Here is a 16,047-nt window from a genome sequence, read left to right as displayed (position 1 = left end):
TTTTTAAGCAAAATTCTATGATTAAACTATTTGAAAATTTTACTTACGAAAGGTGACCTATGTCAATTATAAAAAATTTATGGTGGTTCTTTAAACAAGAGAAGAAACCATACTTGATAGGAATCTTGACCCTGAGCTTAGTTGCTTTACTCAATCTGATTCCACCAAAAATTATGGGCCATGTCATTGACGGCATAACTAGTGGCAATTTATCAAAAAATCAATTATTATGGCAAATACTCTGGCTAGTTTTAGCAGCAGTAGCTATGTATATTTTAAGATATATTTGGCGGATTTGTATCTTCGGAACTTCTTACCGTTTAGGTCGAATCATGCGATTTAGACTATTTGATCACTTCACACAGATGTCGCCATCTTTCTACCAACATTACCGTACAGGTGACCTGATGGCCCATGCAACAAATGACATTAATTCCCTAACCCGTTTAGCAGGTGGAGGTGTTATGTCGGCTGTTGATGCTTCGATTACAGCTATCGTCACCTTAGTTACCATGTTTTTCTCAATTTCATGGCAGATGACCTTGATTGCTGTTCTTCCTTTGCCGTTAATGGCATACGCTACCAGTCGACTTGGTCGGAAGACCCACAAAGCATTTGGTGAATCACAGGCAGCCTTCTCAGATCTTAACAACAAGGTCCAAGAAAGTGTATCAGGCATTAAAGTGACAAAATCATTTGGTTACCAAACTGAAGAATTGCACTCATTCCAAGAGATAAACCAAGCAACCTTCCGCAAAAATATTAAAACAATGACTTATGATGTTATGTTTGACCCATTGGTTTTATTATTCATTGGTGGATCATATGTCTTAACACTCCTAGTTGGTGCATACATGATCAAAGCTGGACAAGTAACCATTGGTAGCCTAGTAACTTTTATTTCTTACCTGGATATGTTAGTCTGGCCTTTAATGGCAGTTGGTTTCTTATTTAATATGATTCAACGTGGTTCAGTTTCCTATGATCGTATTGACAAATTACTTGCAGAAGAATCTGATGTCCAAGAAAGTACAAATCCGATTGAGTCTATCTCAAATGGTTCCTTGGTTTACGATATCAATGATTTCCAATATGAAGACGAACCAACTTTAGATGACATTCACTTCACTTTGGAAAAAGGGCAAACACTAGGATTAGTTGGTCAGACTGGATCTGGTAAAACAAGCTTAATTAAACTCTTGCTCAGAGAATATGATGTCACAAATGGTTCAATTTCACTCAATGGTCATAATATTAAAGACTACCGTTTGAAAGATTTAAGAGGATTAATTGGTTATGTCCCTCAAGACCAGTTTCTCTTTGCAACATCAATTTTAGAAAATGTTAGTTTTGGAGACCCAAGTATTCCAAGAGACGAGATTGAAGAAGCAACTCGTTTATCTCAGGTTTATGATGATATAACAGATATGCCAAATGGCTTTGATACCTTAATTGGTGAAAAAGGTGTGTCACTTTCTGGTGGTCAAAAACAAAGGATTGCAATGAGTCGTGCCATGGTTCTTAATCCTCCAATCCTGATATTAGATGATTCCTTGTCAGCTGTCGATGCTAAGACAGAACATGCTATCATTGAAAACTTAAAAGAAACAAGACAAGATAAAACAACTATTATTACAGCTCACCGCTTAAGTGCAGTTGTTCATGCCGATATCATCTTAGTCATGAAAAATGGTCATATTATTGAACGTGGAAAACATGATGATTTAATCAAAGCAGATGGTTGGTATGCAAAAACATACGTATCACAACAAATGGAAATGGAGGCAGAAGAAAATGTACAAGAGTAATCAATGGCAAATTTTCAAACGCCTCTTAAGCTATTTGAAACCATACAAATTACTAACAGCCTTAGCTTTGGGCTTACTTTTACTAACAACAGTCATTAAGAGTTTAATCCCCTTAGTTGCTTCATACTTCATTGACCATTTTTTAATACATATCAATGATAAAGCCTTTTTCATCCTAATTGGATACTATGCCCTATATGTATTACAAAGTTTGATTCAGTATTTCGGTAATTTATACTTTGCTAAAGTATCCTATTCAATAGTCAGAGATATTCGTCACGATGCCTTTGCCAATATGGAAAAACTAGGAATGTCTTATTTTGATAAAACTCCCTCAGGCTCAATCGTCTCTCGTATCACAAATGATACAGAAGCTATCAGTGACATGTTTTCGGGAATTCTTTCAAGTTTCATTTCCGCAATTTTCATTTTTACAGTAACCCTCTACACGATGCTAATGTTGGATGCTAAGTTAACTGGAATTGTCTTAATATTCCTCCCTTTCATTTTCATCCTTGTTAATATCTATCGTAAAAAATCAGTTCAAGTAATTGCTAAAACCAGAAGTTTGCTAAGTGATATCAACTCCAAACTTGCTGAAAGTATTGAAGGGATTCGAATCATTCAGGCGTTTGGCCAAGAAGAACGTCTTAAAGCTGAATTTGAAGCAATCAATGAAGAACATGTATTTTATGCTAATAAATCAGTTGCCTTAGATAGTATCTTTTTAAGACCAGCTATGTCCCTGCTCAAGTTGCTTGCTTATGCAGTCTTAATGGCCTACTTTGGTTTCAATGGCTTAGAAGGTGGCTTAACAGCAGGTTTAATGTATGCCTTTATTCAATATATTAATCGCCTCTTTGATCCACTGATTGAAGTAACCCAAAACTTTTCGACCCTGCAGACTTCTATGGTATCGGCAGGCCGTGTATTCAAGTTAATTGATGAAAAAGGTTATGAACCAAGTCAAGAAGATAATGGCTTTGAAGTCACCGACGGAAATATCGAATTTAGAAATGTCTCCTTTTCATACGATGGCAAAAATAAGATTCTCGATGACATCTCTTTCAAAGTTAACAAAGGTGAAACAATTGCTTTTGTTGGATCAACTGGGTCTGGTAAATCATCAATTATCAATGTCTTTATGCGCTTTTATGAGTTCCAAACGGGACAGGTATTGTTAGATGGCAAAGATATTCGTCAATTCAGTCAAAAATCATTGCGTCAAGCAATTGGACTAGTCTTACAAGATCCATTTTTATATCATGGAACAATTGCTTCCAATATTAAAATGTATCAAGATTTAAGTGATGAAGAAGTTATGTCTGCAGCAGAGTTTGTTGATGCAGATCAGTTCATTCAAAAATTACCTGATGGATATGATGCTAAGGTTACCGAACGTGGATCTAGTTTCTCAACTGGTCAACGTCAACTGTTAGCATTTGCTAGAACGGTTGCAAGTCAACCTAAAATTTTGATATTAGATGAAGCTACAGCAAATATTGATTCTGCGACAGAACAAATTGTCCAACACTCATTAGAAAAAATGCGTAAAGGTAGAACAACGATTGCAATTGCCCATCGCTTATCAACAATTCAAGATGCTAATTGTATCTATGTTCTAGAAAAAGGCAAAATAATTGAAAGCGGAAGCCATGAAGACTTACTAGCTAAAAAAGGGTCTTACCACAAGATGTATCAATTACAAGCTGGCATGATGGAAACAAGTCCAGTTTTTTAATAAATAGTTCACAAGGCTGAGGGAAACCTCGGTCTTTTTAATGGTTCATGATAATAAATAGACCTATAGTTAAAAAAGGTAAAAAAGGCAATCGTTTGGTTTGACAGGAAAAGCTCATAAAAAGACCAAGAAGGCTTGCAATCTGAACAATCCAAAGGATATCTTCTAGAGTATAAACCAATGATAAAGTAGCTAGATATAAAAAATCACCAGCGCCAATACTAAGATTTATAATATTACAAAGCAAAGCTATCATTATTAGGAAAACAAATAAGCTATTGATTCGATAAAAGGGTAATAAAAGACTTGTTCCCAAGAACCAAAGAAAAAAAGGATAGCTAAAACTTTTTAAGTCAAAATAGCTGAGTAGTAGTGAAAACAATAGTAAATAAGCATAAGTAAAGAAGATGTCCATATCTATCTATTCGAAAAAGTATAGTAGAAATTTGAAATGTCTATCAAATAGCGTTACAATTTATGTATAGTCTAGGTAGAATCTTAAATTTATTATGATTCTATTGCTTTTATATTTAGAAAAAGGAGAATTTTATTATGGCAAAAAACGAAATAAAAAAATTACAAGAATCCATCGAAAAATCAGTAGCTAAATCTGATAAATCTAAATACAAAAAGACAAAAGCAGTATTAAATCAAGCAGTAGCAGATTTATCAAAGGCGGCCTCAATTATTCACCAAACTCATTGGTACATGCGTGGACCTGGTTTCTTCAATTTACATCCTAAAATGGACGAATTGATGGATAGTTTAAATGCCGATTTAGATGTAATGAGTGAGCGATTAATTACAATTGGAGGGTCACCATATTCAACTCTTAAAGAATTTGATCAAGCGTCTAACTTAGAAGAAACGAGAGGGGCTTTTGATCTAAAAATGAAAGATCATTTAAAACGATTAACTGAGGTATATAGCTACTTAGATCAACTTTACCAAGTTGGTTTAGATATCACTTCAGAAGAAGGAGATGATCCAACAAACGATATCTTTACTTCTGCAAAAGCGGAAACGGAAAAAATGATATGGATGCTAAATGCAGAATTAGGTACAAAACCAGAAGTAGAATAACTGGTCAGTACTAAATTGTAAATTATTTTTGATCATTAAAAGGTTTGATAAAATCAAACCTTTTTCTTTTTCTGAAAACCAGAAAGCGATTGCACAAATATCTTGAAATTCTCTGATATTTTTGCTAAAATCATTATGTATGAAAACATTATATGACGTGCAACAATTGTTGAAGAATTTTGGCATTTATATTTATCTTGGCAAGAGATTATATGATATAGAAATGATGAAGATTGAATTAGGAAAACTCTATGAAAATGGGTTGATTGAAAAAGAAGATTACATTAAGGCTGAGCTAGTCTTAAGACATGAACACAGAATAGAATTGGAAAAAGAAGGTAAAAATAATGGCTCAAAAATTATTGGGGATTGATTTAGGTGGCACAACTGTAAAATTTGGTATTCTTACTTTAGATGGACAAGTTCAAGAAAAATGGGCAATTGAAACGAATATTTTAGAAGATGGTAAACATATTGTTCCCGATATCGTAGCTTCTATAAAACACCGTTTAGACTTATATGGTTTAACAAAAGATGATTTTCTTGGAATTGGGATGGGCTCTCCAGGTGCCGTTGACCGTGAAAAAAATACTGTAACTGGCGCTTTCAACTTAAACTGGAAAGATACCCAAGAAGTGGGCTCAGTCATTGAAGCAGAAGTTGGCATTCCGATCGCTATAGACAATGATGCTAATGTTGCAGCATTAGGAGAACGTTGGGTAGGTGCTGGTGAAAACAATCCAGATGTTATCTTTATGACCCTTGGAACTGGTGTTGGTGGTGGAATCATTGCTGACGGAAACCTAATTCATGGTGTTGCCGGTGCCGGTGGGGAAATTGGTCACATGATTGTTGAAACTGAAAATGGTTTTGCTTGTACTTGTGGAAGCCATGGCTGTCTAGAAACAGTAGCCTCCGCAACAGGTGTTGTTAAAGTGGCTAGACTGCTTGCCGAAAGCTATGAAGGCGATTCACAAATTAAAAAAGCAATTGATAACGGCGAAGCTGTTACAAGTAAAGATATCTTTGAAGCGGCACAAAATGGGGATACATTCGCTGACTCAGTTGTTGAAAAAGTTTCTTTCTACCTAGGATTAGCTTCAGCAAATATGTCGAACATATTAAATCCAGACTCAGTTGTAATTGGCGGTGGTGTATCAGCTGCTGGTGAATTCTTACGTTCGCGGATTGAAAAATACTTCATGACCTTCACATTCCCACAAGTACGTCAATCAACAAAAATCAAAATTGCTGAACTTGGAAATGATGCCGGTATTATCGGAGCAGCAAGTCTAGCAAGAACATCTGAAACTGTATAGGAGGACTTCATGTCAACATTTACAATAATATTATGGATTATCATCGTAGCGATTGCCGTCTATTTTGCCTATAATTACTTTACTTTTAAGAGAATGGCAAAGCAAATTGGAAACGATGAATTTAAAGAAATGATGCATTATAGCCAAGTTATCGATTTACGTGATCCAGTGTCCTTTAGAAAAAAACATATCATCGGGGCACGCAATTTTCCAGGGCAACAATTTGATGGTGCAACAAAAGCTTTACGTAAAGATAAACCAATTCTGATTTATGAAACTGCTCGTTCCACACTTGTTCCAAGTGCTGTAAGAAAGCTAAGAAAAGCAGGTTTTAATAATCTGTATGTCCTCCGTGATGGTATCGATTATTGGGATGGCAAAGTAAAAGAAAGCAAGTAAAAGTTTGATTTCACATCAAACTTTTTTCTATTTTGGGGCTTTTGGTGTTTTTTCATGTAAGAATCAATTATATTGTTGAAAGCATTTACTTAAGAATCATCATATAAAGATGCGTGACTTTTTCAATTCAAAGTGCTATACTTGGTAAGTTAAAAAATAATTAAGCTACAAGAGGAAAAAATGACACAATTCAGAGAAGATATCCGTAACGTCGCTATCATTGCCCACGTTGACCACGGAAAAACTACATTAGTTGATGAACTATTAAAACAATCACACACTCTTGATGAACGTAAAGAACTTCAAGAACGTGCAATGGACTCAAACGATATCGAAAAAGAACGCGGTATTACAATCCTTGCTAAAAATACAGCTGTTGCTTACAAAGATACACGTATCAACATCATGGATACACCAGGACACGCGGACTTCGGTGGAGAAGTTGAACGTATCATGAAAATGGTTGATGGGGTTGTCCTAGTTGTCGACTCTTATGAAGGAACGATGCCTCAAACACGTTTTGTGTTGAAAAAAGCATTGGAACAAGACTTAATTCCGATTGTTGTTATTAATAAAATTGATAAACCATCTGCTCGTCCAGCAGAAGTTGTTGATGAAGTATTAGAACTTTTCATCGAACTTGGTGCTGACGACGAACAATTAGAATTCCCAGTTGTATATGCTTCTGCGATTAATGGTACATCATCATTGTCAGATGATCCTACAGATCAAGAACATACAATGGCTCCAGTATTTGATACAATTATTGAGCATATTCCTGCTCCTGTTGATAATTCTGAAGAACCATTACAATTCCAAGTATCATTACTTGACTATAACGACTTTGTTGGTCGTATTGGTATCGGACGTGTATTCCGTGGAACAATCAAAGTTGGAGATAATGTTACGCTTTCTAAATTAGATGGCACTAATAAAAACTTCCGTGTTACTAAACTTTTTGGTTTCTTTGGTCTTGATAGAAAAGAAATTCAAGAAGCTAAAGCTGGTGATTTAATTGCCGTTTCTGGTATGGAAGATATCTTCGTTGGTGAAACAATTACGCCAACAAATGCTATTGAACCATTACCAATCTTACGTATCGATGAACCAACTTTACAAATGACGTTCTTAGTAAATAATTCACCATTTGCAGGTCGCGAAGGTAAATGGATTACTTCTCGTAAAATTGAAGAACGTTTGTTAGCTGAACTTCAAACAGACGTTTCACTTCGTATTGACCCAACTGACTCTCCTGATAAATGGACAGTTTCAGGTCGTGGTGAACTCCACTTGTCAATCTTAATTGAAACAATGCGTCGTGAAGGTTATGAATTGCAAGTATCACGTCCAGAAGTTATCATTAAAAACGTTGATGGTGTTCAATGTGAACCATTTGAACGTGTTCAAATTGACACACCTGAAGAATACCAAGGTGCAATCATCCAATCACTTTCAGAACGAAAAGGTGATATGTTAGATATGCAAATGGTTGGTAACGGACAAACACGTTTAATTTTCTTGATTCCAGCTCGTGGACTTATTGGATACTCTACAGAATTCTTATCAATGACACGTGGTTATGGTATCATGAACCATACCTTTGATCAATACTTACCAGTAGTTGGTGGGGAAATTGGTGGACGCCACCGTGGTGCTCTTGTGTCTATCGACCAAGGTAAAGCAACTACTTATTCAATTATGCGTATTGAAGAACGTGGTACTATCTTTGTAAATCCAGGTACTGAAGTTTATGAAGGTATGATTGTTGGTGAAAACGCTCGAGATAATGACCTTGGTGTAAACATCACAACTGCAAAACAAATGACTAACGTTCGTTCTGCAAATAAAGACCAAACTTCTGTTATTAAAACACCACGTATTCTTACTCTTGAAGAATCTTTAGAATTCTTAGCTGATGATGAGTACATGGAAGTTACACCAGAATCAATTCGTCTACGTAAACAAATCTTGAACAAAGCTGCTCGTGATAAAGCAGGCAAAAAGAAAAAATCAGCTGAATAATATTAGTATCATGCTGTCGATGAAAAGCTTTTAAAGCAGAAATGTTTTAATGCTTTTTGCGTCTAAAAAGATAAAGGTTAGGGAGATATCTTGTTTTATTTAATCATTGCAATATTAATCATTTCTTATTATCTTTTTATGGCACCTGATAGTATCCGTAATACCATTTCAATGATTGGTATGGTTGCACTTGTTGCACTTTTGCTAGTTCTTGCTGGTATGAGCATTATTAAAATTATGCAAACACCTCCAGAAATTTTTGTAGCGTTAGCAATGATGGTTTTAGCTTATTTTTCATTGAAAGATGTTATAAAAATGCCTAAAAAGTAATCTAAAAGGTCAGACCCACAGGGTTTGGCTTTTTTTCCAGACCGATTTGAGACTGGAATAATTTGACGCGTCAGCGATTCTTTAAAAATCTTGAAAAAGCCATTAAATAAATGTAAAATAGTAAGGAAATGAAAAGATAGAGTGGATTAAAAAATGAAACAAATTACTGATTTTCAAAATAAAAAAGTTCTAATTTTAGGATTAGCACGCTCAGGTCAAGCTGCTGCAAAACTTTTGTCTAAGCTTGGGGCCATTGTTACAGTGAATGATGGAAAAGCCTTTGAGGAAAATCCTTCAGCACAAGTATTGCTTGAAGAAGGGATTAAAGTCATTTGTGGCAGTCATCCCTTAGAATTATTAGACGAAGATTTTGCTTTAATGGTGAAGAATCCAGGGATTCCTTATTCAAATGAGATGGTCAAAAAAGCCCTTGATAAAGGCATTCAAGTATTAACCGAAGTCGAACTTGCATATCTTATTTCAGAAGCTCCTATTTTTGCTATTACTGGTTCAAATGGTAAAACAACTACAACAACGATGATTGCAGATGTGCTCAATCATGCTGGGCAATCGGCCCTCCTTTCTGGCAATATCGGTTTTCCTGCCTCTGAAGTTGCAGTCGATGCTAAAGAAAATGATCGACTCATTATGGAATTGTCTTCATTCCAATTAATGGGTGTTGACCAGTTCCGCCCACATATTGCGGTTATCACGAATTTAATGCCAACTCACATTGATTACCACGGCAGTTTTGAAGAATATGTCAATGCTAAGTGGAACATTCAAAATAATATGTCAGACAAAGATTTTCTCATTTTAAATGGTGATCAAGAAATTTCATATGACTTAGCTAACAAAACTAAAGCGACTATTCTCTATTTTTCTAGCCAAAAAGAAGTTGATGGTGCATATTGTCTTGATGGAAAACTATACTTCGAAGGCGAATATATAATGGATGCTGATCAAATTGGCGTTCCAGGACTTCATAATGTTGAAAATGCTTTGGCGACAATCGCTGTCGCAAAATTAGCTAATGTCGATAATGATAGTATCAAGGAAACACTAGCTAGTTTTGGTGGTGTGAAGCATCGTCTTCAATATGTTGGTCAAGTTAATCAGATTAAGTTCTATAATGACAGCAAGTCGACAAATATTTTAGCCTGCCAAAAAGCATTGTCAAGTTTTGATAATAGCAATTTAATCCTTATTGCCGGTGGGTTAGACAGAGGAAATGAATTTGATGACTTAGTCCCAGATATCATTGGTTTAAAGAAACTGATTTTGCTTGGTCAGTCTGCTGATAAAATGAAAAAGGCCGCTGAAAAAGCGGGTGTCAGCTATCTTGATGCAAAAGATGTGGCTGAGGCGACAGCTATTGCCTTCAAAGAAGCGAAACAGGGAGATGTTGTTCTATTAAGTCCTGCCAATGCCAGTTGGGATATGTATAAGAGTTTTGAAACCCGTGGGGATGAATTTATTCAGGCCTTTGAGCAAATTAAAGGAGATGCCTAATGGCAAAACGTATTCTTTTCACTGGTGGTGGAACTGTTGGACATGTTACCTTGAATCTTATTTTAATCCCCAAGTTTATCGATGATGGTTGGGAAGTTCACTATATTGGTGATAAAAACGGGATTGAATATCAGGAAATCAAAAAGTCTAATTTAGATGTTGCTTTTCATGGTATTATGACAGGTAAATTGAGACGTTATTTTTCATGGCAAAATTTTTTAGATGTCTTTAAAGTAGGTATTGGATTACTTCAGTCCTTAGCCATCATTGCTAAAATACGCCCTAAAGCTCTCTTTTCTAAAGGTGGCTTTGTTTCTGTACCGCCTGTGGTGGCATCTAAAGTACTAGGTGTTCCTGTTTATGTCCACGAGTCAGATCTTTCAATGGGCTTAGCAAATAAAATCGCTTTGAAATTTGCGACAATTATGTATACAACTTTTGCTCAAGAACATCCACTTGCAAAGATGAAGCACGTTGGTGCAGTTACTAAAGTAAAACCAAAAATTGAAGAAAATTTTCCTGAAATGAGAGAAATCAAAAGTCATTTTGATCAATCCCTTAAAACACTGCTTTTTGTAGGTGGATCAGCTGGTGCAAAGGTTTTTAATGACTTTATCAGCAAGCATCCGGAATTGATGGATAAGTTCAACGTCATAAATATTACTGGACACTCAGAATTAAATTATTTAGGTAAAAATTGCTACCGCGTTGAGTATGTTACGGATCTTTATCAACCACTGATGGATATGGCTGATGTTGTCGTTACTCGCGGAGGCTCCAATACACTTTTTGAATTATTGGCTATGCAAAAATTGCATGTAATTGTTCCCCTAGGAAAAGAAGCTTCACGCGGTGATCAATTAGAAAATGCTGCATATTTTGAAAAACATCATTATGCTCGTCAAATAGCAGAAGATCAGTTGACATTCGAAACTTTAGAGTCTGAAATCAATCAATTGGTGAAAGAATCAGATTCATATGTTCAATCCATGGCAATGGCCAAAGAAATTAAATCTCCAGACCGTTTTTATGAATTATTAATCACTGATATGGGCTGGCAGACTAAAGGATGATAAATGGCAAAAAATAAAAAAAAGACTCCAAATGAGCCCGTTGTTTTAACAGAGTGGCAAAAACGAAATCTGGAATTTATCGAAAAAAAGAAAAAAGAAGCTAAAGAAGATGAAGCTTTAAGAGAAAAATTACGGATTGAGAAAAAAGAGCAAATTCAACAAGTTGAAAAAAAGTTGGAGTCCTCTAATGAGACTGAGGTGACGGAAACTGAGGAAGTTGTTGAAAGTCCTGAAAAAAATCAAAAGAAACAAAAACTTCATAAAGAAAAAAAATCAAAAACGAAACGTCAGATTGCGTTAATTAAAGCGTTACCTGTCTTATTAATAAGTTTTCTAATTTTATTTATTTCAGTCTTTTTAATGACGCCTTTTAGTAAAATAAAGGATTTCAAAGCTGATGGGAATAGCCATACCAGTCTTAATAGTCTGATAAAACAAAGTGATATCCGTGACTCAGATTATATCTTCACAGTTATTAAATCCGCATCTAAATTTGAATCTAATATTACTAAAACAAATCCTTGGGTAAAAGATGTTTCAATTAAGTATAGCTTCTTTAACCACTTTACTTTCAAGGTTAAGGAATACAAAATTATTGCATATGCTCAAGAAAAAACAGGTTTTCAACCAATTTTAGAAAATGGTGTGCGTGTTAAGGTCGTTAAAGAAAGTGAATTACCAAAAGAATATTTAATTATCAATTTAACTAATGAAAATGATATTCAAAATTTAGTAAAAACATTAACAAAATTACCTGAAAAAATAGTTACTAATATTAAGTCTGTTTCACCAGCTAATTCCAAATCTACTTCGGATTTGATAGTGATTGAAATGCATGATGGCAATACTGTTCGTGTACCTCAATCACAGCTTGAAACAAAAATGCCTTATTACTTGAAAATCAAGAAAAAGTTAAAGGAAAAATCGATTATTGATATGGAAGTTGGCATTTATTCAACGACAGCAGAAATAGAAGCACAGCCTGTTAAAAAAGTTGATGCTAATGCTGATGCAAACAAGAAGGAGAAAACTCAGTCGACAGATACTTCAAATTCTTCCAGTCAAACAGCAAGTTCGTCTCAAGACACTACGACTGAAACATCGAGTGAAGCAGAGGCACCTGTGCCAGTAGAGACACAAATTCCACAATAAAAAAATTCCTAAAAATTTCAGCGATTATTAGTTAAAATTTAAATGAGGTAAAAGATTAAGTTTATATAACAAAAAGCGTAAAATGATAACATTTCGCGCTTTTTTATGTTATAATATTGACTGAATAATTCTGTTTTTAACAGATTTTAGAATAGTAAAAGTTTGGAAAGATAGTGAGGTCAAGTGAATGGCTAGGAATGGCTTTTTTACTGGTTTGGATATAGGAACTAGCTCAATAAAAGTTCTTGTCGCAGAATTTATTTCTGGCGAAATGAACGTGATTGGTGTTAGTAATATCCCTAGTACAGGCGTAAAAGATGGAATAATTATTGATATTGAAGCAGCAGCTGCTGCAATTAAAACAGCTGTTGAGCAAGCGGAAGAAAAAGCTGGGATGACAATTGATAAGATTAATGTTGGGTTACCAGCTAATCTTCTTCAAATTGAACCATCACAAGGCATGATTCCGGTCCCAAGTGAATCAAAAGAAATTAAAGATGAAGACGTTGATAGCGTCGTTAAATCAGCACTTACAAAAAGTATCACACCAGAACGTGAAGTGATTTCTTTAGTTCCTGAAGAGTTTATCGTTGATGGATTCCAAGGAATTCGTGATCCTCGTGGAATGATGGGGATTCGTTTAGAGATGCGTGGTCTAATTTATACAGGACCAAGTACCATTCTACACAATCTTCGTAAGACGGTTGAACGTGCTGGTATCTCTGTTGAGAACATTATCATCACACCTTTAGCAATGGCAAGGACTGTTCTTAACGAAGGTGAACGAGAATTTGGTGCTACTGTAATTGATATGGGTGGCGGTCAAACAACTGTTGCGACAATGCGTGCTCAAGAATTACAATATACAAATATCTATACTGAAGGTGGCGATTATATCACCAAAGATATTTCAAAAGTTCTTAAGACATCAATGTCAATTGCAGAAGCTTTAAAATTTAATTTTGGTCAAGCAAATGTCAACGAAGCAAGTGAAACTGAAACTGTAAAAGTCGATGTAGTTGGTAGTGAGGAACCAGTAGAAGTAACAGAACGTTATCTCTCTGAAATTGTTTCTGCTCGTGTTCGTCATATTTTAGATCGTGTAAAACAAGATTTAGAACGTGGACGTTTACTTGATTTACCTGGTGGTATCGTTTTAGTAGGCGGTGGCGCAATTATGCCAGGTGTAGTTGATGTAGCTCAAGAAATCCTAGGAACAAATGTTAAATTACATGTACCGAATCAAGTAGGTATCAGAAATCCAATGTTTGCAAATGTTATCAGCCTTGTAGAATTCGTAGGCAAAATGTCTGAAGTTGATGTTTTGGCACAAAATGCGGTTTCAGGTGAAGAAATGTTAAGACGCAAACCAATTGATTTTGCTGGACGTGATAATTATGTTCCTAATTTCAATGAATCAAGACCATCAACACAAACTTCAAATTATAACCAACAGCCAGTTGCTCCAGTAGATTATAATTCTCAAGAACCAACTCAACCTAAACAAAAATTAGGTGATCGCGTTCGTGGTATTTTTGGAAGTATGTTTGATTAATAGATAGTAATAAAAGTGAGGAAATAAAATGGCATTTTCATTCGATACAGCATCTATGCAAGGTGCAGTAATTAAAGTAATCGGTGTTGGTGGAGGCGGTGGTAACGCAATCAATCGTATGATTGATGAAGGCGTTGCTGGTGTAGAATTCATCGCAGCTAATACTGATATTCAAGCTTTGAGTTCATCAAAAGCTGAAACAGTTATTCAACTTGGCCCTAAATTAACTCGAGGTTTAGGTGCTGGAGGTCAACCTGAAGTTGGTCGCAAAGCAGCTGAAGAAAGTGAAGAAGCATTATCAGAAGCGTTATCTGGTTCAGATATGGTTTTCATCACTGCTGGTATGGGTGGCGGATCTGGTACAGGTGCTGCACCAGTGATTGCTCGTATTGCTAAAGGTTTAGGTGCTCTAACTGTTGCAGTAGTTACTCGTCCATTCGGTTTCGAAGGAAACAAACGTGGTAATTTTGCAATTGAAGGTATTCAAGAATTACGTGATCAAGTAGATACCTTATTAATTATTTCAAATAATAATTTACTTGAAATTGTTGATAAAAAGACTCCGCTACTTGAAGCACTTAGTGAAGCTGATAACGTTTTACGTCAAGGTGTACAAGGTATCACTGACTTAATCACAAGCCCAGGTTTAATTAATCTTGACTTTGCTGATGTTAAAACAGTTATGGCCAACAAAGGTAATGCATTAATGGGAATTGGTGTTGGTTCTGGTGAAGAACGAATTATCGAAGCAGCTCGTAAAGCAATCTACTCTCCATTACTTGAAACTACAATCGATGGTGCAGAAGACGTTATTGTCAACGTTACTGGTGGATTAGATATGACACTTACAGAAGCAGAAGAAGCATCAGAAATTGTTGGTCAAGCGGCTGGAAACGGTGTTAACATTTGGCTAGGTACATCAATTGATGATAGTATGAAAGATGAAATCCGTGTAACAGTTGTTGCAACGGGTGTTCGTCAAGATAAAGCTGAAAAGGTTTCAGGTTTCCGTCAACCACGTACTTTTAACCATGATTCATCAAATACAAATTCTAATGTGGTAGCACAGCAAGCTGGAGCACAATATGCTTCAGAACAAACTCATCAACCAAACTTTGAACGTCCTTCAAATTATGATTTTGATATGGCTGAATCTCGTGAGATGCCTAGAACATATACAAAAGAAAAACAAGCACCACAAAATCAGGGTTCAGCATTTGGGAACTGGGATTTAAGACGCGATAATATTGCTAAACCTAGTGAAAGTGAACTTGATAATCAATTAAATATGTCAAGATTCTCTCCAAATGATGAGTCGGGTGATGATGAGTTAGAAACACCGCCATTCTTTAAAAATCGTTAATTTACATTATGGATTTACAAAAAAATAGAGATCAAGTTTTAAAAGATGTTGGAACGGCGGCAATTGAGGCCCATCGAAACCCTGAAGACATAAATGTAATTGCTGTTACAAAATATGTAGATGCAGGTATCGCTGGTGCCTTGATGGAAACTGGATTGACTCATATTGCTGAAAATAGAGTAGATAAATTTTTAGATAAATATGAATCATTAAAAAACAAAGACTTAACTTGGCATTTGATTGGCAGTCTCCAACGCCGTAAAGTTAAATCTGTTATTAATTTGGTAGACTATTTTCATGCTCTAGATTCGGTAAGTCTTGCTGAAGAAATTCAAAAAAGAGCTAAGCATCCAATTAAGTGTTTTTTACAAGTAAATATTTCTGAAGAAGAAAGTAAACATGGTTTTACGATTTCTGAACTTCCACAGGTTATTGAAGAGCTAGCTCAATTGAATCAGATTCAACTCGTTGGATTAATGACGATGGCACCGCTTGGAGCTAGTGAAGGAACCATTAGGGATATTTTTAAAAAAGCAAATAAATTAAGACTTAAGCTTGAGTCAGAAAACAGAAAGAATATGCCTTTTACAGAATTAAGCATGGGGATGAGTGGTGATTATAAAATTGCCATTCAAGAAGGTGCAACTTTTGTAAGAATCGGATCTTCTTTCTTCAAGTAAATGGAGAACT

14 protein-coding genes are annotated in these 16,047 nt (G+C 35.5%); all 14 read left to right on the top strand.

Annotation, left to right across the window (positions count from 1 at the left end; translation table 11 throughout):
- Positions 1-59: 59 nt before the first annotated feature.
- The 14 genes from SPB_RS04890 (at position 60) to SPB_RS04825 (ending at position 16,037) form a co-directional block, all read left to right on the top strand.
- Complete coding sequence (locus SPB_RS04890; RefSeq protein WP_003103266.1) at positions 60-1,808, top strand: ABC transporter ATP-binding protein; 1,749 nt, start codon at positions 60-62, stop codon at positions 1,806-1,808.
- Complete coding sequence (locus SPB_RS04885; RefSeq protein WP_003104916.1) at positions 1,795-3,549, top strand: ABC transporter ATP-binding protein; 1,755 nt, start codon at positions 1,795-1,797, stop codon at positions 3,547-3,549. The genes SPB_RS04890 and SPB_RS04885 overlap by 14 nt, the downstream gene beginning before the upstream one ends.
- A 552-nt stretch (positions 3,550-4,101) precedes the next feature.
- Positions 4,102-4,632 carry a Dps family protein gene (locus SPB_RS04880; protein ID WP_003103304.1) on the top strand — a complete coding sequence of 177 codons (531 nt, stop codon included), beginning with the start codon at positions 4,102-4,104 and terminating at the stop codon, positions 4,630-4,632.
- Between the two features lie 139 nt (positions 4,633-4,771).
- Complete coding sequence (locus SPB_RS04875; RefSeq protein ID WP_037621165.1) at positions 4,772-5,005, top strand: YqgQ family protein; 234 nt, start codon at positions 4,772-4,774, stop codon at positions 5,003-5,005.
- A complete protein-coding gene (locus SPB_RS04870; RefSeq protein ID WP_003104491.1) occupies positions 4,980-5,951 on the top strand; it encodes an ROK family glucokinase in 972 nt (323 codons plus the stop codon). Before SPB_RS04875 ends, SPB_RS04870 begins: the two co-directional genes overlap by 26 nt.
- Positions 5,952-5,960: 9 nt before the next feature.
- Complete coding sequence (locus tag SPB_RS04865; RefSeq protein ID WP_003104622.1) at positions 5,961-6,350, top strand: rhodanese-like domain-containing protein; 390 nt, start codon at positions 5,961-5,963, stop codon at positions 6,348-6,350.
- 180 nt (positions 6,351-6,530) lie between these two features.
- Positions 6,531-8,372, top strand: a complete 1,842-nt coding sequence (gene typA, locus SPB_RS04860; RefSeq protein WP_003105330.1) for a translational GTPase TypA — start codon at positions 6,531-6,533, stop codon at positions 8,370-8,372.
- A 90-nt stretch (positions 8,373-8,462) separates the two neighbouring features.
- On the top strand, positions 8,463-8,702 hold the full coding sequence (locus SPB_RS04855) for a DUF3165 family protein (RefSeq protein ID WP_003102438.1): 240 nt from the start codon (positions 8,463-8,465) through the stop codon (positions 8,700-8,702).
- A gap of 153 nt (positions 8,703-8,855) precedes the next feature.
- Entirely contained in the window at positions 8,856-10,214 is a 1,359-nt protein-coding gene (gene murD / locus SPB_RS04850) for a UDP-N-acetylmuramoyl-L-alanine--D-glutamate ligase (protein WP_003103724.1), read from the top strand.
- Positions 10,214-11,287, top strand: a complete 1,074-nt coding sequence (locus SPB_RS04845; protein ID WP_003105964.1) for a UDP-N-acetylglucosamine--N-acetylmuramyl-(pentapeptide) pyrophosphoryl-undecaprenol N-acetylglucosamine transferase — start codon at positions 10,214-10,216, stop codon at positions 11,285-11,287. The genes murD and SPB_RS04845 overlap by 1 nt, the downstream gene beginning before the upstream one ends.
- A gap of 3 nt (positions 11,288-11,290) precedes the next feature.
- The gene (locus tag SPB_RS04840; RefSeq protein ID WP_003104771.1) at positions 11,291-12,439 is read left to right on the top strand and encodes a cell division protein FtsQ/DivIB; all 1,149 of its coding nucleotides are present in this window, start codon (positions 11,291-11,293) and stop codon (positions 12,437-12,439) included.
- 187 nt (positions 12,440-12,626) lie between these two features.
- The gene (ftsA, locus tag SPB_RS04835; RefSeq protein WP_003103940.1) at positions 12,627-13,994 is read left to right on the top strand and encodes a cell division protein FtsA; all 1,368 of its coding nucleotides are present in this window, start codon (positions 12,627-12,629) and stop codon (positions 13,992-13,994) included.
- A 28-nt stretch (positions 13,995-14,022) separates the two neighbouring features.
- Positions 14,023-15,357, top strand: a complete 1,335-nt coding sequence (ftsZ, locus tag SPB_RS04830) for a cell division protein FtsZ (RefSeq protein WP_003102440.1) — start codon at positions 14,023-14,025, stop codon at positions 15,355-15,357.
- Positions 15,358-15,365: 8 nt separating this feature from the next.
- Complete coding sequence (locus SPB_RS04825) at positions 15,366-16,037, top strand: YggS family pyridoxal phosphate-dependent enzyme (protein ID WP_003105548.1); 672 nt, start codon at positions 15,366-15,368, stop codon at positions 16,035-16,037.
- Positions 16,038-16,047 lie beyond the last annotated feature (10 nt).

The sequence above is a fragment of the Streptococcus parauberis NCFD 2020 genome, assembly GCF_000187935.1.
In the GTDB taxonomy this organism is placed as follows: Bacteria; Bacillota; Bacilli; order Lactobacillales; family Streptococcaceae; genus Streptococcus; species Streptococcus parauberis.
Note: the sequence above shows the minus strand (reverse complement) of the source record. Positions and strands in the feature narration are given on the sequence as shown.